Annotated in this window: 17 protein-coding genes; 12 read left to right on the top strand and 5 right to left on the bottom strand. The window is 46.5% G+C overall.

The genetic code is table 11. From position 1 onward, the window contains the following. Nucleotides 1-109: 109 nt before the first annotated feature. The 6 genes from ACRBG0_RS17180 to ACRBG0_RS17155 all read left to right on the top strand — a co-directional run bounded on the left by ACRBG0_RS17180 (nt 110) and on the right by ACRBG0_RS17155 (nt 6,500). Nucleotides 110-1,762, top strand: a complete 1,653-nt coding sequence (locus ACRBG0_RS17180) for a T9SS type A sorting domain-containing protein (protein WP_431488098.1) — start codon at nt 110-112, stop codon at nt 1,760-1,762. A gap of 117 nt (nt 1,763-1,879) precedes the next feature. Further along, complete coding sequence (locus tag ACRBG0_RS17175; RefSeq protein WP_431488097.1) at nt 1,880-2,326, top strand: (4Fe-4S)-binding protein; 447 nt, start codon at nt 1,880-1,882, stop codon at nt 2,324-2,326. Between the two features lie 9 nt (nt 2,327-2,335). After that, complete coding sequence (locus tag ACRBG0_RS17170) at nt 2,336-2,632, top strand: GNAT family N-acetyltransferase (RefSeq protein WP_431488096.1); 297 nt, start codon at nt 2,336-2,338, stop codon at nt 2,630-2,632. A 496-nt stretch (nt 2,633-3,128) separates the two neighbouring features. Beyond that, nucleotides 3,129-4,436 (top strand): DEAD/DEAH box helicase, encoded by a 1,308-nt coding sequence (locus tag ACRBG0_RS17165; RefSeq protein WP_431488095.1) that lies wholly within the window; start codon nt 3,129-3,131, stop codon nt 4,434-4,436. A gap of 102 nt (nt 4,437-4,538) precedes the next feature. Next, nucleotides 4,539-5,357: an orotidine-5'-phosphate decarboxylase gene (pyrF, locus tag ACRBG0_RS17160; RefSeq protein WP_431488094.1), complete on the top strand. Its 819-nt coding sequence runs from the start codon at nt 4,539-4,541 to the stop codon at nt 5,355-5,357. A 30-nt stretch (nt 5,358-5,387) separates the two neighbouring features. Continuing rightward, nucleotides 5,388-6,500: a hypothetical protein gene (locus ACRBG0_RS17155; RefSeq protein ID WP_431488093.1), complete on the top strand. Its 1,113-nt coding sequence runs from the start codon at nt 5,388-5,390 to the stop codon at nt 6,498-6,500. Between the two features lie 402 nt (nt 6,501-6,902). On the opposite strand, the gene msrB is transcribed toward ACRBG0_RS17155, so the two are convergent. From msrB to ACRBG0_RS17135, 4 genes are all read right to left on the bottom strand, one after another. Beyond that, on the bottom strand, nt 6,903-7,448 hold the full coding sequence (msrB, locus tag ACRBG0_RS17150; protein ID WP_431488092.1) for a peptide-methionine (R)-S-oxide reductase MsrB: 546 nt from the start codon (nt 7,446-7,448) through the stop codon (nt 6,903-6,905). A 73-nt stretch (nt 7,449-7,521) separates the two neighbouring features. Further along, on the bottom strand, nt 7,522-7,977 hold the full coding sequence (locus tag ACRBG0_RS17145; RefSeq protein WP_431488091.1) for a hypothetical protein: 456 nt from the start codon (nt 7,975-7,977) through the stop codon (nt 7,522-7,524). 52 nt (nt 7,978-8,029) lie between these two features. Continuing rightward, entirely contained in the window at nt 8,030-8,284 is a 255-nt protein-coding gene (locus tag ACRBG0_RS17140) for a NifU family protein (protein ID WP_431488090.1), read from the bottom strand. A gap of 260 nt (nt 8,285-8,544) precedes the next feature. Next, on the bottom strand, nt 8,545-9,642 hold the full coding sequence (locus ACRBG0_RS17135; protein WP_431488089.1) for an Mrp/NBP35 family ATP-binding protein: 1,098 nt from the start codon (nt 9,640-9,642) through the stop codon (nt 8,545-8,547). Nucleotides 9,643-9,869: 227 nt separating this feature from the next. Here ACRBG0_RS17135 and ACRBG0_RS17130 point away from each other — a divergent pair, with 227 nt between their 5' ends. Then, entirely contained in the window at nt 9,870-11,222 is a 1,353-nt protein-coding gene (locus tag ACRBG0_RS17130) for a methyltransferase RsmF C-terminal domain-like protein (protein WP_431488088.1), read from the top strand. A 214-nt stretch (nt 11,223-11,436) separates the two neighbouring features. Here the strand turns inward: ACRBG0_RS17130 and ACRBG0_RS17125 are convergent, their stop codons facing one another. Next, entirely contained in the window at nt 11,437-12,117 is a 681-nt protein-coding gene (locus ACRBG0_RS17125) for a Crp/Fnr family transcriptional regulator (RefSeq protein WP_431488087.1), read from the bottom strand. A gap of 450 nt (nt 12,118-12,567) precedes the next feature. Here ACRBG0_RS17125 and pepT point away from each other — a divergent pair, with 450 nt between their 5' ends. The 5 genes from pepT to ACRBG0_RS17100 form a co-directional block, all read left to right on the top strand. After that, the gene (gene pepT, locus ACRBG0_RS17120) at nt 12,568-13,800 is read left to right on the top strand and encodes a peptidase T (RefSeq protein WP_431488086.1); all 1,233 of its coding nucleotides are present in this window, start codon (nt 12,568-12,570) and stop codon (nt 13,798-13,800) included. A gap of 742 nt (nt 13,801-14,542) precedes the next feature. Further along, complete coding sequence (locus ACRBG0_RS17115) at nt 14,543-15,085, top strand: hypothetical protein (RefSeq protein ID WP_431488085.1); 543 nt, start codon at nt 14,543-14,545, stop codon at nt 15,083-15,085. Between the two features lie 91 nt (nt 15,086-15,176). Further along, nucleotides 15,177-17,024, top strand: a complete 1,848-nt coding sequence (gene argS / locus ACRBG0_RS17110; protein ID WP_431488084.1) for an arginine--tRNA ligase — start codon at nt 15,177-15,179, stop codon at nt 17,022-17,024. 111 nt (nt 17,025-17,135) lie between these two features. Beyond that, complete coding sequence (locus ACRBG0_RS17105; protein WP_431488083.1) at nt 17,136-18,803, top strand: glutamine--tRNA ligase/YqeY domain fusion protein; 1,668 nt, start codon at nt 17,136-17,138, stop codon at nt 18,801-18,803. Between the two features lie 252 nt (nt 18,804-19,055). Beyond that, nucleotides 19,056-19,370: hypothetical protein (locus ACRBG0_RS17100; protein ID WP_431488082.1), on the top strand; the 315-nt coding region annotated here is incomplete at its 5' end. Nucleotides 19,371-19,498 lie beyond the last annotated feature (128 nt).

Raw genomic sequence — 19,498 nt, 5'->3', positions numbered from 1 at the left:
TGCAGTGAACTGGGGGGATTAGGTGATGAGTGGGGAGAAACGCCATCTCCTCTTTCATTTTTTCCTTTTCAAAGCATATATTCCACTTCATTACTAACTGACAATAGCCATGAAACCTATTTATCTATCCCTCATTTTTTTCACGTGCATTCTTTCTCCAGGCCTCACCCAAGTTGTAGACTCCACTTTTGGCGAGCCTTATTCTTTTGTGTCAGGTGGTTATGTTCCTGGTATGACAGGAAATGATTTTTCAGAAAGAGAGGATCGAGCGTACGCAATGCTTTTTTCAGACGACGGCAAAATTATTATGGCGGGTCACACTGCTGGCGAAAATGATAGTGACTTTGCCTTTACTCGTATGCTGGACAATGGTCAGTATGATCAAGAGGCAGGACCAGACGGTAAGGTACGGTTAGACTTAGGTTTGCAACGCGATTCCTGCCTGGCCGCTGTTCGCTACGGCTCCGATCAAATGTTGATGGGAGGCAGTGCGGAGCAAGCAGGGGAAGCCGGTTTTTCTGCCTTATTGATCAAAACAGACTTTGACGGCCAGCTCAATAGCAGCTTTGGAGAGGAGGGAAAACTATTTCTGGACTTACCAGGGCAACACGAGATGATCACCCGCCTGCATCCGCTTCCTGATGGTAAAATTATGGTTGCTGGCAATGTCTTCTACGGCCCTTCCTATCCTTATCCTGATTCTACCTCCATTTTTGTCGGCCGCTTATTGGAAGACGGCAATGTGGACGAGAGCTTTGGGAACAATGGATTCGTTTACAAAAGTCGCTACGCCTGCCCTTCTAGCATCCTGGGCGATCTAGTGGTGTATCCCGATGGTGCATTCCTCCTTACAGCGGAGACCTATTTTCCTTATCCCGGAATCCTGAATCCTCTTGGTCCTTGTGAACCCAGTATATACGTATCGCGCTATTTACCAGATGGAACCCTTGATATTGCTTTTGGAGAAGCCGGCACAACCGATGTGACTACAACAGCAGGTTGGGCAAAAGCACTGGGCATTTATGAAGATGGAAGAATTGTTGTGGCGGGGTTAACAACGGACTTTGGTACAGATCCGTACTTGACGTTTGTTGCCAGGCTCTTGCCGGATGGTACCCTTGATAGCACCTTCGCCAATAATGGTGTTTTTAGGGAATTTATATTTAGTCCTGATATTGACCCAGCCAACCCCGTCGACCTGGTGATGCTAGGGGATGAAGTATTGGTGGGCTTTAGTGCAACCGAGTATATTGGTTACCTTTCTTTTGGTGTCCTTTGTTTAAACAGTGAGGGACAACGCAATACCAATTTTGGAGGGAATGGCATTTTCACTTATCATAATACTTATGGCTGGGGTACACATAAAATTAACCAAATACAATTATCAGCAGACCAGCAAAGCTTATATTTTACGGGCAGCTATAAGTATCAAAGTGATATGCTTATCTGCAAACTAAATATAAGTGATAATATGGTGGCTGTGGACGCTGGTTTCTACAACAAGCAAGAAGTTAAGCTCTACCCCAATCCACTAAAAGCGGGAGAGCTACTGCATATTGAATTGCCTGGCCTTAGTGAAACAAGTGGTGACTTACTCCTTCAAGTATACGACAGTAGAGGCTCGCTGGTGATGCACCAGAAAACAGATGCCTATGCCTTAGCCGCAGGTCTTTCCTTGCCAGTACGCAGCCAGGGTGTTTATTTTATAGAGGTATCCAATGAGGAGGGGCGTTATTCCGGGAAGGTGCTGGTGTTGGATTAGGCATTAGCTGATTTTATCCCAAAACCTGGAATAATCTTTTTACCTTGAAAAGTGCTTTCCTAAAGTGAGAATTACTGGCAGTTTAGGAAGGTAAAACCATCACAAAACCTAACCAACATGCCTGACAAAAACATCACCAAAGAATACAGCAACGGAGAGATTACCATCGTCTGGAAACCCGCGCTATGCGCGCACTCCGAAAAGTGCTGGAACAAGAACAAAGGTGGGCTCCCTTCCGTCCTCGACCCCCAAAAGCGCCCATGGATCAACCCCGAAGGTGCTAGCAGCAAACTCACTATGCAACACATCGACCGATGCCCCAGTGGCGCATTGAGTTACTTCAACAACGATGATCAAAACCAAAATACGGCTAATACCGCCGCAGTAACTCCTATCACTGTTTCTCCAAACGGTCCTTTGATCATCAAAGGCCAAATTATCATTGAACACTTGGATGGTCGTCAAGAACAGCTGGCGAAAACCGCCCTCTGCCGTTGTGGTGCTTCCCAAAACAAGCCCTTTTGCGATGGCAGTCATCACAAAATCAATTTCCAAGACGCATAAAACCAAATCATGCAAGACTTAAACATTCAAATGGAAGAAGGCGAAACCGGCGGCCGCGCATTTATCGAAGAGCGTAGAGAACTGCTGGCCGAAATGACCTACTCCAAAGCTGGCGATAGCCTTATCATTATTGACCATACCGACGTTGCTGCATCTATGAAAGGCCAAGGAGTCGGGCGGCTTTTGCTAGACGTCATTGTGGCGATGATTCGTAGACAAGGGAAGAAAATAATTCCGCTTTGCCCTTATGCAAAGAGTGTCTTTGATAAAGATCCGAGTATTAGGGATGTGCTGCAGGGGAGCTAAGTTGGACTTTGCCGCAGGCACGATCCTTATTTGGGGCTATAGCGTCCAATTTGATGATACTAAGGAGTGTCGCACTTTGGGGCCTGTATTCACGCCCCACCCTCTATTTCCCTCCCTTGTAATGGAGCGAGGACTTGCAATGTATAAAGTGTTGATTTTGATCGTTTTTTAGTTGTTTTTTTGACCATGATGATAATATGCGAAAGCCCCTCGCCTGACAGGGAGGGGTTGGGGCGGGTCGTGAACGCGAGCCAAACAAAAATTAAAAAACGAAATATCTCAACTATATGCTTACCTTTGTGGTTTATTACTAGATTCTCTGACAATTTGTGAGATTGCATTTCAGGGAAAATTTACTTTAACAACAAGTTCGTGGCCAGTTAAATTCGGCCCAACTTTCAATACTTTTCCCTACGGTTTGTCATCCCTTCTCAACGGGCCACTTCTCCAGCCGATAAGACTTAAGTGCAAAGGTATTGAGCCATTTTAACGATAAATGACATTTAATTCTCTGGGGATTATTGACCCCATTCTGCGTGCTCTTGAAGTAAAAGGGTACACAAAGCCTACTCCTATTCAGGAACAAGCTATTCCAATTTTACTTGAAGGAAAAGATTTATTGGGCTGTGCGCAAACCGGTACTGGTAAGACCGCCGCTTTTGCTATTCCAATTATCCAACAGCTTTGCGAAGCACAACTTGATGGCCCTTATGTCATCAAAACGCTCGTTGTAGCTCCTACTCGGGAACTTGCCATCCAGATCAACGATAGTTTTCGGGATTACGCCAAGTTCACGGACTTGCGCACTACCGTTATTTTTGGTGGTGTAAAGCAGGGCAAGCAGGTCGAAATCCTACAAAAAGGGGTTGATATCTTGGTAGCTACCCCTGGTCGGCTACTGGATCTGATGAACCAAGGTTATATCAGCCTCCGTGATGTTGAATTCGTTGTATTGGACGAAGCTGACCACATGCTGGATATGGGCTTTATCCATGACATCAAGAAAATTGTGGCCAAACTGCCGGAAAAACGGCAATCTCTTTTCTTCTCGGCCACTATGCCTCCTGCTATTTTGGATTTATCCAGCAAGATTTTGGGACGCCCGGAAAGAGTGACCATCAAGCCCCAACAGGCTACTGCCGAAAAAGTAGAGCAGGCTGTGTATTTCGTTGCTAAAAAGCAGAAACGCAAACTTTTGCTCCACCTTATTCAGGAAGAAAAAATGGACTCCGTTTTAGTCTTCTCTCGTACCAAGCACGGTGCCAACCGTATTGTTAAAGACCTGATCAAAGATGGTATTGGAGCTGCTGCGATCCACGGCAACAAATCGCAAACGGCCCGCCAAAAAGCATTAAAAGAGTTCCGTCAAGGGAAGGTACAGGTGCTCGTAGCTACAGATATTGCCGCTCGCGGTATTGATGTAGATGAACTAGCCTTTGTCATCAACTTTGACTTGCCTAACGTCGCTGAAACTTACGTTCACCGTATCGGTCGTACTGGCCGAGCGCAGGCGAGTGGTATTGCCATCTCTTTTTGCGACCAGGAAGAAAGAGCGTACTTGCGCGACATTCAACGCCTGATCAAGCAGGATGTGCCTGTAGTAACGGATCACCCTTACGTAGACGATGGTACACAGGAGGTAAGTCCACCTTCTTCCAATAACCAACGCTCACGCGGAAACGGAGGTAGCAACCATCGTCGCCGTGGCCAGGGCAATGGCTATTCAGGAGGAGACCGATCTGGTGGAAGTCGTTCAGGCGGCGGAAACCGTCGGAGGTCTTCTAGTTCAAGGCAGCATAGCTAGAGCTAGCTTCGCTTTTTGAAAGACTACAACAGGGCAGGTACTTCGGTACTTGCCCTGTTTTGTTTTATCAAACTTCCTATCTTTGCAGCAAATTTAGACATCATGAATCGCAAAGCTTTGTTTCAGCTTATCAAAGAACGTAAATCCTTCCTCTGTGTAGGCCTCGACCCCGACCCTGCTCGGCTGCCTAAACACTTGGGCGAAGGCCCTGCCGCCGTCTATCGTTTCAACCAACAGATTGTCGATGCGACCAGGGATTTGTGCGTAGCCTACAAGCCAAACACTGCTTTTTACGAAGCAATGGGGCCACAAGGCTGGGAAGTGCTCCATGCGACTCTCGAATACATTGGAGACGATCACCTCAAGATTGCCGATGCCAAACGGGGCGATATTGGCAACACCTCCAAGATGTATGCGCGAACCTTCTTTGAAACGCTTCATGCCGATGCGGTGACCGTCGCTCCTTATATGGGAGAAGACTCCGTAAAGCCCTTTCTCGACTTCCCTGAAAAATGGGTCATCCTACTTGCGCTGACCAGCAATATGGGCAGCCAGGACTTCCAGTTCACCCCACAGGAAGACGGACAGCCGCTTTACGCTAAACTGATGACCAAAGCGCAGGAATGGGCAAGCCCCGACGAGCTGATGTTCGTTTGTGGTGCTACGCATCCTGAAAAGTTTCGCGAACTCCGACAGCTGGCCCCCGATAGTTTCTTCCTGGTACCGGGCATTGGTGCCCAAGGAGGTGATTTGGCTGCTGTTGCCCGTCATGGTATGAATGACCATTGTGGCTTGTTGGTCAATTCCTCGAGAGGTATCATTTACGCAGGAAACGGTGAAGACTTTGCAGCAGCAGCTCGCAAATCAGCCCAGGAATTACAGCAACAAATGGTAACAGCATTGGCCACCTATCTGCCCTAAACAACTTTTTAAAACAAACACAACAACAATATGAAAACTACACGTAATTACGCTTCTTTACTAATCCTTCTATTCTTTGCCTGTACCAGTTGGGCACAGATGGACGCCGAGTTAAAAGAACAACTAACGGCCTACCAGCAGCAATTAATTGAACGGTCTTTCGATGCAGCAGTAAATCAGCTACATCCAACCGTTTTTCAGGTAATCCCCACTACCCAGTGGGTAGATGCCCAGCAATCGAAAGTCAATGAAGACATGGCCATGAGGACCACCAGTTTCCGGGTTGCTCAAAGCTCTGAGATGATTACAGACAACGGCCAAGACTACCTGCACCTCACCGCGCTCGAATACCTGGAGCTCAGTGTAGAGCAGGAAAATATCAGCAAAGACCAGGTCGTGATGAAAGAGATCATTGCCGGATTTGCGAAAACCTATGGGTCAGATAACGTCAAATTACTCAATGAAAAGACCATCTTCCTTCAGCGTGATCATCAATTTATTGCCGTAAAGGCTACCGAAGCTTCTGAATGGCAGTTGATCGACTTCCCCGATGCGAATCTTGATCTGGCTTACGGAATTGTTCCCCCAGCAGTATGGCAAGCCTTTTTTGGCGACCGCACCTTGTCGGACCAGCTTCCCTACCAACAGGCTTTACCTCAAGTAGCTGGTCGCTATTTCCAACTTCTCAAGGCAAAAAATTACGATCTCGTAGCTCCTTTAATTATCGCTCAAGAAAAAGCTACTGCTCCATTTTTACAAGCCTACAAGTCGTTTGACACCGAAGAGACCATGCTTGTTTTCCAAGGTTACAAAGTGGGTAATATCCAGCAGCAAGCTATCTCTGATGGCAAGCAACACACTGCTTTCAGTCTACAAATCACCATGGATGTAAAAATGAAGGCAGAAGAACCTGCGGAGGAAAAAGTGCTATTAATGAAAGCTCAGTTAGAGAAGATGTACCCTGATGCGGTAAGCTACAGCGAAGAAAATACAGCTTTTACCATCAATACCTACCTGTCTGTCTTGGCATCAGCAGACCAGCATAAAAACAATTGGCTCCTCCTTCCGGAAGATCCGCTGAACGGTTTGTCTATTCGTCAAAACATCAGCAAGGAATTGCAGCAGGCTATAGGGCTTGATTAATGAAATGCGAGGCTTGAATGTTAGAGTGTTTTAGCAATTTGGACACCAAGTCTCACCGGTACTAGGTAAAAAGTACTTCATATTCAGAAAGTACAGAGGAGTTAGTCTACTAAAGTGCAACCTCATCGGAGGTCAGCTCAAGTACCTCGGAGAGGTGCAATATTGGTAGTTCCAGCCCGTCCTTTACTCCTCTTCGACCTCGGATGAGGTCGCATATCCGGATATTACATGCTCTAAGCAGCTAAAAAAGTGATTTATCTGACTATTTGTACGAAACCCCATGATTTCTATTAGTGAAATCATGGGGTTTCGCTTTTGGCTATAAGTTGTGCAGTTCGTCAACACGGATTTTGATGACAATCAAAATTCGGGATGATTCTTTTTGTTTTACACCAACAAGTTTTACTTCTCTTCTGGCACAAAGCCTAATGAAACGCTATTGATACAATACCGCAACCCGGTAGGTGCAGGGCCGTCATCAAAAACATGGCCGAGGTGGCCATCACAACGAGCACATACAACTTCCGTACGAACCATGCCGTAGGCGCGATCTACGTGTTCTATAATGTAATTCGCCTCAATTGGCTCATAAAAGCTAGGCCAACCTGTTCCTGACTTAAATTTTGTTGCCGAAGAGAACAGCGGTAAACTACAAGCGCCACAAGTATAAACGCCTGTAACTTTATTGTCCCAATACTCGCCTGTAAAAGCACGCTCTGTACCTGCTTCCCGAAGCACATGATAGGCCTGTGGGCTCAACTCTTCCTGCCAGGCTGATGCGCTTTTTTCTATTTTTTCAACAGATGAAGGAAACTCCAAGTCTGCGGCCGTAGTGGTTGTCGTTTCTTTATCACTCGAAGGCTGCTGTTGCAATTGTTGGGCCTGGTTGCACGAGGTCAACGAGAAAAACATTACCAATGTGAGTAGGAGCTGATATTGATTGATCATAATGATTTTTATTTCCTGAACACTTTCCATCTACCAATGTTGCTTGGAAGCAAATGAATGCTGAGATAACGTCCTATTTGCGACGAATTCTCGGCTGGTTCCATTCTTCGCGCTGTGCGAATTCTACAATTTTACGAAGCATGGCCATTAGGCTAAGGAATACCAAATACCCTATCGCTACCACAATATAAATCCAACGATAGGAGCCGGCCTCACTCATGGTAAGAGATGATAACAAATAAGCGACCCCGCCAGCGACGGCAGCTAAGCCCAGGAAACAATAAATAGAAGTCCCCCAGTATTTCATCAGGTCTTTGGCGGTAACACTGATAACACTATTAAACACTGCAAAAAGTAACATAAACGAGGCGGCAGCCATCCACGGAAACCGCTGCGGAACCTCGGTGATTCCAATTGCACCGATAAGCTTTGCCAGCAAAGAAATAACGACAACACCTCCCAACGCAAAGGCTGCTTGGTAGATAGGGCTTATCGTTTTACTAAAAATTGAATCTGATTGATCATTCATAATGTACTATATATTCAACTGTAACAGTAAAGTTAGCACATTGTTAAATAAATCACATACCATTGATAGCTTCGACACCGGAGATGTGAGGCATCCGGCCTTTGATCGTTTGCTCAAGACCGGCCTTCATGGTCATGTATGACATGGAACAATTTTGGCAGTTGCCCAGCCATTTCACCTTTACGATATTATCGTCTGTGATGTCTACAACTTCCACGTTACCACCATCCGCAGCGAGGTGAGGACGGACGCTTTCCAGGGCAGCATCTACTTGCGCAATCATCGCTTCTTTTTCGGTAACCGACATAGCTTTTGTTTAAGACCTTGAGTATTGCGCAAAAAACAAATGGTGATTTTGTTTCGTGCTGTTCCTCTTAGTATTGGTCAAAAATTAAGTTCCCTCTTTCAATTTCGGTTTTTAGCTTGAATAAGCTCATCCCGACTTTTAGTACGGGATCGTTTATATCTTCACTAAAAACCGAAAGTCGGGAATTAATTATTCGACCGTTACTTATCGAGGAAAACAAAGTTAAGCATTTAAAGTTGATAAGCGTTGCTAAGCACTTTCTATTGCTGCATCTTTACCACTTGTGTGGGATCTGCCATTTCATTACGTAAAGCTACTTGGCGAACTACATTCTGCGCCACCTTAAGAAAAGCCTCCCTGGTGGCCGACGAAGATTCGTCTAAAACAGCAGGCCGCCCTCCATCTCCAGCTTCACGTATTCCCTGAACCAGGGGTACTTGGCCCAAAACCATCGAGTTACTCGCTTTGGCTAAAGAAGCACCTCCTCCTTTTCCAAAAATGTAGTATTTATTGTCCGGCAATTCTGCTGGCGTAAACCACGACATATTTTCCACAACACCAAGAACGGGAATATTAATGTTTGGCAAGAAGAACATATTCATGGCCTTTACGGCATCAGCAAGTGCGACTTCTTGTGGCGTTGTGACCAATACAGCACCCGTAACAGGAACCGTTTGTACCAAGGTCAGCTGAATATCACCAGTTCCCGGAGGCAGATCTACGATAAGGTAATCCAGCGGCGGCCATACCGTATCATTGATAAATTGCTTAATGACACCGCTCAGGCGAGGCCCTCGTAAAACCACCGCTTGCTCTGGCTCGATAATAAACCCAATTGACATGGTAAAGATGCCATGCGCTTCGAGTGGTGTAATCTTGGGCTGCCCATGAATATCTTGAATTTTGGGTCGTTGCCCTTGCAGCCCCATCATCGTAGGGATAGAAGGACCATAAAGGTCGGCATCAAGAAGCCCTACTCTCGCTCCCAGTGCTTTCAGTCCGAGTGCCAAGTTGGTGGCAACTGTAGACTTGCCCACACCTCCTTTACCACTGGCGACTGCAATAATGTTCTTCACATGTGGCAGCGGGCTGGTGCTTTCTTGAGCTTCGTCCGTACGCGCCATCATGTGTACGTGTACATTGGCCTCTGGATAATGCTGTAGGACAGCCTCCTGGCAAGCAAAATTCAGTTGCGACTTGTATTCGTTATTCAAACTCGGCAGTTCCAAGGTAAAACGAACAGCATTACCCTCTACCTCAAGATCGCGAACCCTGTTAGCAGTGATTAAATCCTGCCCTGTATGAGGGTCCTTCACTTTTGCGAGGGCGGCTACGATAGTACTCTTGTCAATATTCATGCTGCAAAGTTAAGTCTTGAGAATTAGAATAGGAATTTTAATTAACGGCAAAGTCCAGATGTTTGCCTCTGCGACAGTAATCAGCTCGACGATGAAACTTGAAAACAGGAAAAAACGCTAAAAGTTGGCTTTAATTTCCTAGCCAGAACCGTAACTCGTTGGAAATAAGTTCGCAAAATTTCCAAACAAGCTCTAAATTTGGGCTCACTTATCCAGCATCTTAACTTATGGCGCAACTTCCAGTTGCTTTCCAGGCTCAAATGAAAAATATCCTCAAGGAGGACTATCCCGTCTTTGCGGCCAGCCTGGAGACAGACCCTCCGGTGAGTTTGCACCTTCATCCTTTGAAAAAGGGCGCACAATTTCCAACAGAAACGGTTGTCCCTTGGCACATAAAGGGGCGCTACCTTGCCGAGCGTCCTTCTTTTACGCTTGATCCTTTATTTCACGCTGGCGCCTACTACGTTCAGGAGGCCAGTAGCATGTTGGTCGCTGCTGCATTTCGGCAATGCTTTCCTGGTGACCGACCTTTACGAGTTTTGGATTTATGTGCGGCCCCTGGCGGCAAGAGCACACTACTGACATCGCTTTTGCCAGAGGGCAGTTGGTTGCTGGCCAATGAAGTGATTCGGAGTAGGTACCAGATTCTGCGCTACAATCTCAGCAAGTGGGGGTATGCCAACACCTTCACCTCCAATCATGATGTAGAAGATTTTAAGAAGCTGGCTGGTTTCTTTGATCTCGTTCTTGTAGATGCCCCTTGCTCTGGAGAAGGATTGTTTCGAAAAGACCAAGCCGCGCGGCAGGAGTGGTCGCCAGAAAGTGTAAACCTCTGCGCCGCACGGCAGGGGCGTATCCTTAAAACGGCGGCGGAATTAGTGGCCCCTGGAGGCGTTTTACTCTACAGCACCTGCACTTATAACCAACAAGAAAACGACGAAAACGCCGCCTGGCTAGCCAACGAAAGTGGTTTAACGTATAAAGACCTGGACTTCCCTGCTCAGTGGGGCTTGGAGAAACGTACTCACGGCTACCAAGCCTACCCTCACCGCATTAGAGGAGAAGGGTTCTTTTTGGCTGCTTTGCAAAAGCCTGAAATCGAAGCACAACCAAAGTTTAAAGCCACTCCCTTCCGCAAATTACAAACCGTTGACCGCAAGCTGGAGGAGCTTGCAAAGCCGTGGATAGCGCCTGATGCCAACTATCGCTATTTCACCTCTGGCAAAGGAAGCTGGCGAATACTAGCAGATCATTTGCTGCAGGATGCACAAATCCTTTCCCAACACCTAAATCGCCTAGAAGTAGGTACTATTCTCGGCGACCCCAAAGGCAAACAACTCGTCCCCAGTCCAGAGTGGGCGCTACAGCTCGACTGCCGTGCCGACCTCCCTCACCTAGAAGTTGATCACGACACGGCTCTCGAGTTTTTACGCAAAGCTACTCCCCCACTTTCTGGCCTACCGAAGGGTTGGGTGCTCATTCGCCACCAAGGCCTCAATCTGGGCTGGGTAAAAGGCTTGGGAAACAGATACAACAACTACTACCCCAAGCAGTGGCGTATCAGGATGGGAAAAAGTTAAATCCGTGAATTCCCCCTACCCAATCCTAGCCTATAATTTCTTATAGTTCCTTAAATGGTTCAAAAATCCTTAGGTACCTGAGTGATTCAAAGCCTGGATATTGCTCATTATCAAAAAAAATCCCGATCCACAGCAAGGCCATGACTCGGGATTTACAAATTGTAATTTGGGGTTAAAATATGCTTTTACAAGCATCGAGAAAGCGTTCAATAATTTACGACAACTTAGCCATATCTCTTACCAGGATTTTGCCCCGGTTAAAGTAGATTAAATCAGATTTCTTAAGTTCATTTAGTACCAAGGTAACCGTCTGGCGGCTGGTGCAGGTAATATTTGCAATGTCTTGGTGAGTAAGGCTGTGGCGCAGTAACATCTCGTAACCAATACGGTGGCCACGTTTGTTGACAGCATCCTTAATAAAGTCGATGATGCGGGTACGAGCATCTTTGAAGATCAGCGACTCTAAACGATTTTCGGCAGAAACCAAGCGCGAACCAAAAGAGTTCATGATCTTGGTGGTCAGCTGAAAATTGGTGCGCATCAGGCGCTGCAAGTCACTTACTTTGAGTACATAGAGATGTACATCTTCCTTGAGTGCTTGGGCAAATTCGGTACGGTGTTGCTCGCCGATCAAGCCTAGCTCGCCAAACATAGCCATTGGGTGAATAAGGTGCTTGATGACTTCCTTGCCATCTACGGAATGCGTACCGATTTTTACGGTACCCCGAGCCAGAAAGAAAATCTGATCAGAAGCTTCCTCTGGTTGGTAGATAAAACTGAAACGAGGTTTTACTTTATATTCCATCATATCGCTCAGCTGCTCACGTTCCGCGGCGCTAAGACTTTCAAAGAGAGGAAACTGCTGTAAAAAGGTAAGTTTTGCTTCAAGATTCATCGTAAAAGTGTTTTTTAATCCTCCAAACGGGCTTCTGTGATATTCACAGGAAAGCATCCTTTATTGCGCTTTCTATAATAGTAGACACCAAAGATTTGCCCAACCCCTACGTTAGGGAACATTTTTTTTCATCTTTTATTTACTTTGAGTTAATAGCCCCCCTAATAATAATGGTACTGGAGCCACTTTTGATCCTTGTATAAAGTAAGTCTGCGTCTATAAAAGTGCGCAGGCCAATAGGCCGGAGCGCGGGGCCCGGAGGGACCAAGGACAAGGGATGGTCGGAAGCGACAGCGACCAGACAGCCTGGTGCCGATCCCGTCCCGGCTAGAAAAGTCGGGACGGGAGATGGCATGGCCCCACGCCGTCAAGAAGAATGAAGGCACTAGTTGAAATAGTGAAGAGATTCCTTAAATTAGCGCCACTTGAACCAAATAAAACATTTTACTGATGCGTACCGTACTCGACCGTTTTCTAGATTATGTAAAAATTGACACCCAATCTGACCCTGATTCTCCTACTCAGCCTAGCACCATGAAGCAACTGGATTTGGCGCGGGTGCTGGTTCAGGAGCTTATTCAGCTGGGCTTGGGTGATGCTCACCTGGATGAACACGGCTATGTGTATGCCACCCTGCCTGGCAATGTGGATTATGAGGTACCGGTAATTTGTTTTTGCAGCCACATGGATACTTCGCCCGATAGTAGTGGTAAAGATGTAAAGCCACTCGTACACCGCAACTATGACGGCAGTGACATAGTGTTGCCCGACGACCCTCAAGTTGTGATTCGTATGGCAGAACACCCTGATTTGGCAGAGCAAATAGGCAATGATATTGTGACTGCAAGCGGAACAACGCTGCTAGGTGCAGACAACAAAGCCGGGGTAGCAGAAATTATGTCAGCGGTGGCCCATTTGATCAGCCACCCTGAAATTGCTCATGGTACGATTAGAATTCTTTTTACCCCTGATGAGGAAATCGGACGGGGTGTAGACAAAGTAGATATTGAAAAATTGGGAGCTCAATTTGGGTATACTGTTGATGGTGAAAAACGCGGCTCGATGGAAGACGAAACCTTCTCGGCGGACAGCGCGGCGGTGATCATTAAAGGTGTCAGTGCTCACCCGGGCTTTGCCAAAGGAAAAATGGTGAGTGCTCTAAAGGTAGCCGCTGCATTTGTAGACGCACTTCCCAAGGACCGGCTAACGCCAGAATCGACGAGTGATAAAGAGGGCTTTATTCATCCTGTACAGATGAGTGGTGGCGTAGAAGAAACGACCATTCGCTTTATCGTGCGTGATTTTGCAACCGCCAAACTAGCCGAACACGAAGCAGAGATGCAGACGATTCTTGACGAGACCCTCGCCCTATTCCCTGGAGCAACGGGTGAGATCATTGTGCAAGAACAATACCGAAACATGAAAGAAGTGCTGGATCAGCACCCTGATGTAGTGGCCAAAGCAGAAGAAGCCATCCGCCGCGCCGGGTTGCCGGTATTGAAGCGCTCGATCCGCGGAGGTACCGATGGGTCACGGTTGAGTTTTATGGGACTCCCTTGTCCTAATATCTTTGCCGGCGAACACGCTTTCCACTCCAAACAAGAATGGGTGACGGTCCAAGATATGGAAAAGGCGACGGAAGTGCTGATACAACTGGCTGCGCTGTGGGCGGAGAAAGAGTAAGCTGGACTTTGTCTATTGTCTATTGTCGTATAGGGATGCGTGGACGATGGCATCACCACTTTGAGTCGAGCGTATAGGGACTTTACCTTCGGTGATTACCTACGGTGATCGTCACTGCGTTCCTCGGAGTTAATAACGCTAGTAGAAACGGTTTGTAAATTTCACAACATCAGTTTTTATAATCGAAGTTGGGAATTAATGCTTGATCGTTTGCCGTCCCTTTACCTTAGAGGCGCGAAGCAGGCCGAACTCTGAGGACTGAAAGGACGATCATCGCAGGCCGTATCTCTCTACCGATCTTTGCCAGCACTGTAGAAATCGCTATGCCGCATACCTATAATAATAGTCTAATCGAGACTTTTAATTTTTTTTGTTTTAATTATTTTTTTTAAACAAAAAAATTATCTAACTTTGGATTCTCCACAGGGTTAAGTGACTTTAGCCCCTGTACAATCGAAGGAACTACCCCTATTTAGTCGATAGGTGAAATCAGCGTTTTTTTTGCGTATTGCTTGGCTGCTCTGATGTTCAGAGCAGATATAGACGCACGCCCCTAATGGTCGTAAGGCCGGGGGTGGTTTCGGCGGTCCGGCAGCTGGGTGGGTCCCTCCCTTTTTGCGGGAACTATGCCGCCGCCGCAAACGTTCTACAATTCCTTCCTATTCTAAAAGCTAGAAGACAGGCCCATTACATAAGTGCTCCTCTTACGATTTTTCTTACTCCACCTTATTATTTCCCGACTATGCCTACTGCATTCAACATCAAGACCTTCTCCAGAATAATGATTGCAGGTTGCTGCGGATCGGGTAAATCGACCTTAGCCAGGCGGATAGGCCAATATTCCGATTCGCCCCTTATCCATCTCGACCAGGAATACTGGCAGGCTGGGTGGGTAGAACCGAGTACGGAAGACTGGCGATTGAAAGTAACCGCCCTTGCACAACAAGACAAATGGATCATGGATGGAAACTATAGTGGCACCTGGGATTTGAGGTTGCCACGCGCAGAACTCGTTATTTATTTGCGCTATCCATTATTGTTAGTGCTTTACAGAGCAATGAAACGCATCGTCACTAATTACGGCAAAGTTCGCGAAGACATGGCACAAGGATGCCCCGAACGGTTTAGTCTTAGCTTTTTTCACTTCATTCTTGTTTGTCATTTCCATCGCAGTCACGAGCATTTACGACAATTAGAAAGCTTACAGTCGCATCAAACGCTAATGGTTTTCCGTTCTCCCAAAGCACTAAATCGTTGGATAAGTAGCTTTGAATCACCTGCATAGGAACTAATTGTACGTTGGCACAGTTATACCTTGCTAAGCGCAACCGAAAAGCGGCACAGTTTTTTATCTTTGCGCCCTCAAACCAAGTATTATGGCTAACATTATTCAGATAATCCAGGACAAGGTAAGTGAAGCAGTGCAGACGCTTTACCAAACCGATTTCCCCGCTGCTCAAGTTCCCATCAGTACCACTCGCAAGGAGTTTGCAGGTGACTATACTGTTGTTGTCTTTCCTTTCACCAAAGCAGCACGCAAAGGTCCGGAAGCCATTGCGCAAGAGTTGGGTGAATATCTGAGTGAAGAAGTAGCCGAAGTAGCTGAGTTTAATGTTGTAAAAGGTTTCCTAAACTTGGTCGTTAAAGACGACTACTGGAAAGGCTTCCTACTGGACATTGCAGAACAAGCCGACTATGGCAAGCAAGCTCCTAATGGCCAAAAAGTGTTGGTAGAATTTTCTTCTCCTAATACCAATAAGCCGCTGCACTTGGGGCATATTCGGAACATCCTGCTCGGATGGTCTACTGCACAAATTCTGGAAGCAGTAGGTTATGATGTAAAGAAAATCCAGATCATCAATGATCGGGGCATCGCCATTTGCAAAAGTATGCTAGCATGGCAGAAGTACGGCAAAGAGACCACACCTATTTCTACAACTACCAAGCCTGACCATTTTGTAGGCAAGTTTTATGTATTGTTCGAACAACACTTCAAGGAAGAATACAAAGACTGGCAAGCTACGCAGGAAGGTGAGCAGGTTTTTGCCGACAAGGCTAAGCCAGAAGAAGAAACTACTGCTTTTTATAAGCGGTACAAGAATACCTACTTCAATGAATACAGCCAGCTAGGTAAAGAGGCGCGGGAGTTACTACTGGCTTGGGAGGCTGGTGATGAATTTGCTGTATCCCTGTGGAAGAAGATGAACAGCTGGGTGTATGCTGGTTTTGATATCACCTACGAAAAACTGGGCGTCACTTTTGATAAGCTCTACTACGAATCCAACACCTACCTATTGGGTAAAGACATGGTGGAAAAAGGCCTAGAGAACAAGGTCTTCTATACCTGCGAGGATGGTTCTGTAGAAGCCGACCTAAGCGATGCAAAGCTTGATAAAAAGAAAATCTTACGGAGTGACGGCACTTCTCTTTATGTCACACAAGATTTGGGTACTGCCCACCAGCGGTATGTAGATTTTGAAGCCGACAAAATGGTGTATGTTGTTGCGGATGAACAAAATTACCACTTCCAGGTACTGTTTGAGCTACTAAAGCGGCTAGAGGAACCTTATGCTGATGGGCTTTATCACCTTTCTTACGGTATGGTAGATTTGCCTAGTGGCAAGATGAAGTCACGGGAAGGAACCGTTGTTGATGCTGATGACCTCATCGCCGAAGTGGTGGATGAAGTTCGGCAAAACTCCCAGGAACGGGATACCCTCAGTGACCTGACGCCGGAAGAACAAGAATTGGTCATGCACCAGGTAGGTTTGGCTGCACTCAAGTATTTTATTACCAAAGTGCATCCCAAAAAGCGGATGATTTTCGACCCGAAAGAGTCCGTTGACCTACAGGGAACAACAGGCCCTTACATCCAAAATGCTTTTGTTCGGATCAAATCCGTATTACGGAAGTGGGAAGGCGCAGCGGCGAGTAAAGCCAACAGCTACCAGCAGCTAGAAGCCGAAGAGAAAAACCTCATCCTACAACTCTTCACCTTTCCGGAAGTACTTCTCCAAGCTGCGAAAGAATATGATCCTTCGACTATTGCGCAGTATGCTTACAATCTGGCAAAATCTTACCACAAGTTTTACCATGATCATAGCATCCTAAAGGCGGAAAGCGATGAAGCTCGGGATTTCCGGTTGGCGCTCAGTGAAGCCGTAGCCAATAGTCTTGAATTTAGCATGAAGCTGTTGGGTATCGAGATGCCAATACGGATGTAATAAGTGATTCTACTTTTCCCTCCGAGGACAAACCCATTCTGTGTATATTTACAGCTCTTTAAAAAGATTCTTTGACATTTTTGTTGTCAGAGATTAAAAAACAGTCGGCGCATGAGTACGGAAGCTCGCGAAAGCTTGAATTTTATTGAACAAATCATTGTCGAAGACATCCAGAACGGCAAGCATAGTGGCAGCGTTTATACCCGTTTCCCACCTGAGCCCAACGGTTTTTTACACGTGGGACACTGCCGGGCGATCGTCCTTAATTTTGACTTAGGGCTTAAGTACAACGGCAAAACCAACCTGCGGATGGATGACACCAATCCAACCACAGAAAAAACCGACTACGTTGATAATATCAAAAATGATATCAAGTGGCTAGGTTACGAATGGAATGGTGATGTTCTTTATGCTTCCGATTACTTTGAGCAGCTCTATGACTATGCCGTGACTTTGATAAAAAAAGGGCTGGCCTATGTAGATGACTCTACTGCTGAAGAAATGGCGGCCATGAAAGGAGATACGACTACCCCTGGTGTCAATAGCCCCTATCGTGATCGCACCATCGAAGAAAACCTTACGCTTTTTGCAGGCATGAGAGCCGGTGAATTTCCCGACGGGACAAGGGTTTTACGTGCAAAAATTGACATGGCTGCGCCAAATTTACTGCTTCGCGACCCTGTTCTTTACCGAATCAAGCATGAACACCACCACCGCACTGGTGACGAATGGTGTATTTACCCGCTCTATGATTTTGCGCATGGCCAAAGTGATAGTATCGAAGGGATTACTCATTCGCTTTGCTCCCTGGAATTCCGCCACCACCGCGATGTATACAACTGGTTGATCGAAAAGCTGGAGATTTTCCCTAGCCGCCAGATTGAGTTTGCTCGTATGAATGTCAGTTACATGATTACCAGCAAGCGCAAGCTGCTGAAACTCGTTGAAGAAGGGCTTGTTACCGATTGGGATGATCCCCGCATGCCTACAATTGCCGGAATGCGCCGCCGGGGCTACCCCGCTCAGGCAATCGTTGATTTTTGCCGTGGCATTGGTCTTACCAAACGGGACAATGTCATTGAAATTGAACGCCTGGAATACCATGTTCGCCAGGAGCTCAATAAATCCGCAGACCGTGTAATGGCTGTGCTTGATCCCCTCAAAGTGGTGATCACCAATTACCCGGAAGGGCAAGTGGAAATGCTGGAAACGGTTAATAATCCGGAAGACGAGAACAGCGCTAGCCGCGAAATTCCTTTCAGCCGCGAAATTTATATCGAGCGTGGAGACTTCAAAACAGAAGCCCCCAACCGCAAATATTTCCGGATGGCACCAGGGCGTAATGTCCGCTTGAAGAGTGCCTATATCCTGCATTGCGAAAGTTACGATACCGACCCCGAAACAGGCGAGGTTACCACCGTCTACTGCACTTATTACCCTGATAGCAAAAGTGGGGAAGACACCTCTGGCGTCAAAGCCAAAGGCACCCTACATTTCGTGAGCGCAGGTCAGGCAATTGAAGCCGAAGTACGGATGTACGACCGATTGTTTACCGACCCTGAACCTACCAGCCACGAAGACAAAGACTTTTTGGAGTTCTTCAACAAGGAGAGCTTGAAAACCATTACTGCATACGTAGAACCTAGCCTCAGTAAAGCTAAAGCAGGAGAAGGCGTACAGTTTATGCGCCTGGGATACTTTGCTGCAGACGAAGACACAACGGAAGCAAAACCTGTTTTCAACCAAACCGTGACTTTGAAAGGTTCTTACAAACCGTAAAGGGTTAGATGGTTGGTAAAAGAATTCCAGCACTGATGCCTTCCCTGAGGTTCTAGTTCACTGTTAATAAAACGGGAACTAGAACCTCACTCAAGTTTGCCCTATTTATATATCCGCCTTCTTGTTTATTAGGGGCCATGCCGGTATTAGCGTTGCTCTGCAAACGCCACTACGGCACCGGGTCGTCCGCTCTCATGCAGTGCTGCGCATTGCATACCGCTACCACCCCTTGTCCTGCTCTCCCGATGAANNCCAGGCTTCGCCTTTCGCGCTAATACTACTTGGATCGTAACCTTCTTCTGTATGTCCCCATATAGCGCAAAAAAAAGTTGCCAAAAGAAAACACCTAGAAAAGGAACTTTACCCTTAAAGAAAATGTTATGTTTGTGGTTGGATGCAAAAGTGTGTCCATTTTCATTTTTCTGGGGACGTAATGGCATCGACAGGAAAGTGAACGGTTTAGTAAGCATGCCGGAGTATGATGACTTATCTCCGTTAACAAATAGTTATCAACCAATTCAAATGGCAACTCACAGTTCGCCATGGCTGCCTAATTCTAGGAATTAGAAAGCCGTTGTGCCGTGCGCTTGACGTCTAATACACAGCGTGCCGCATATCAACACAACCCTTTAGACTAGTTGACCACCCGGCTCCGAGTGCGATACGAAATTCAGGAGATAAGGTCAGTACCTAGG

The sequence above is a fragment of the Lewinella sp. genome, assembly GCF_050633125.1.
GTDB lineage: Bacteria > Bacteroidota > Bacteroidia > Chitinophagales > Saprospiraceae > Lewinella.
The sequence above is the reverse complement of the archived record's forward strand: the minus strand, read 5'-3'. Positions and strand labels throughout refer to the sequence as shown.

Excerpts from the sequence above, each read along its gene's own strand:
- ACRBG0_RS17140 (WP_431488090.1), bottom strand. The coding sequence starts at position 8,284 with ATGTCGGTTACCGAAAAAGAAGCGATGATTGCGCAAGTAGATGCTGCC.
- ACRBG0_RS17135 (WP_431488089.1), bottom strand. The coding sequence starts at position 9,642 with ATGAATATTGACAAGAGTACTATCGTAGCCGCCCTCGCAAAAGTGAAG.
- ACRBG0_RS17170 (WP_431488096.1), top strand. The coding sequence starts at position 2,336 with ATGCAAGACTTAAACATTCAAATGGAAGAAGGCGAAACCGGCGGCCGC.
- msrB (WP_431488092.1), bottom strand. The coding sequence starts at position 7,448 with ATGATCAATCAATATCAGCTCCTACTCACATTGGTAATGTTTTTCTCG.
- ACRBG0_RS17155 (WP_431488093.1), top strand. The coding sequence starts at position 5,388 with ATGAAAACTACACGTAATTACGCTTCTTTACTAATCCTTCTATTCTTT.
- ACRBG0_RS17130 (WP_431488088.1), top strand. The coding sequence starts at position 9,870 with ATGGCGCAACTTCCAGTTGCTTTCCAGGCTCAAATGAAAAATATCCTC.
- ACRBG0_RS17115 (WP_431488085.1), top strand. The coding sequence starts at position 14,543 with ATGCCTACTGCATTCAACATCAAGACCTTCTCCAGAATAATGATTGCA.
- ACRBG0_RS17125 (WP_431488087.1), bottom strand. The coding sequence starts at position 12,117 with ATGAATCTTGAAGCAAAACTTACCTTTTTACAGCAGTTTCCTCTCTTT.
- ACRBG0_RS17175 (WP_431488097.1), top strand. The coding sequence starts at position 1,880 with ATGCCTGACAAAAACATCACCAAAGAATACAGCAACGGAGAGATTACC.
- ACRBG0_RS17165 (WP_431488095.1), top strand. The coding sequence starts at position 3,129 with ATGACATTTAATTCTCTGGGGATTATTGACCCCATTCTGCGTGCTCTT.
- argS (WP_431488084.1), top strand. The coding sequence starts at position 15,177 with ATGGCTAACATTATTCAGATAATCCAGGACAAGGTAAGTGAAGCAGTG.
- pepT (WP_431488086.1), top strand. The coding sequence starts at position 12,568 with ATGCGTACCGTACTCGACCGTTTTCTAGATTATGTAAAAATTGACACC.
- ACRBG0_RS17145 (WP_431488091.1), bottom strand. The coding sequence starts at position 7,977 with ATGAATGATCAATCAGATTCAATTTTTAGTAAAACGATAAGCCCTATC.
- ACRBG0_RS17105 (WP_431488083.1), top strand. The coding sequence starts at position 17,136 with ATGAGTACGGAAGCTCGCGAAAGCTTGAATTTTATTGAACAAATCATT.
- ACRBG0_RS17180 (WP_431488098.1), top strand. The coding sequence starts at position 110 with ATGAAACCTATTTATCTATCCCTCATTTTTTTCACGTGCATTCTTTCT.
- pyrF (WP_431488094.1), top strand. The coding sequence starts at position 4,539 with ATGAATCGCAAAGCTTTGTTTCAGCTTATCAAAGAACGTAAATCCTTC.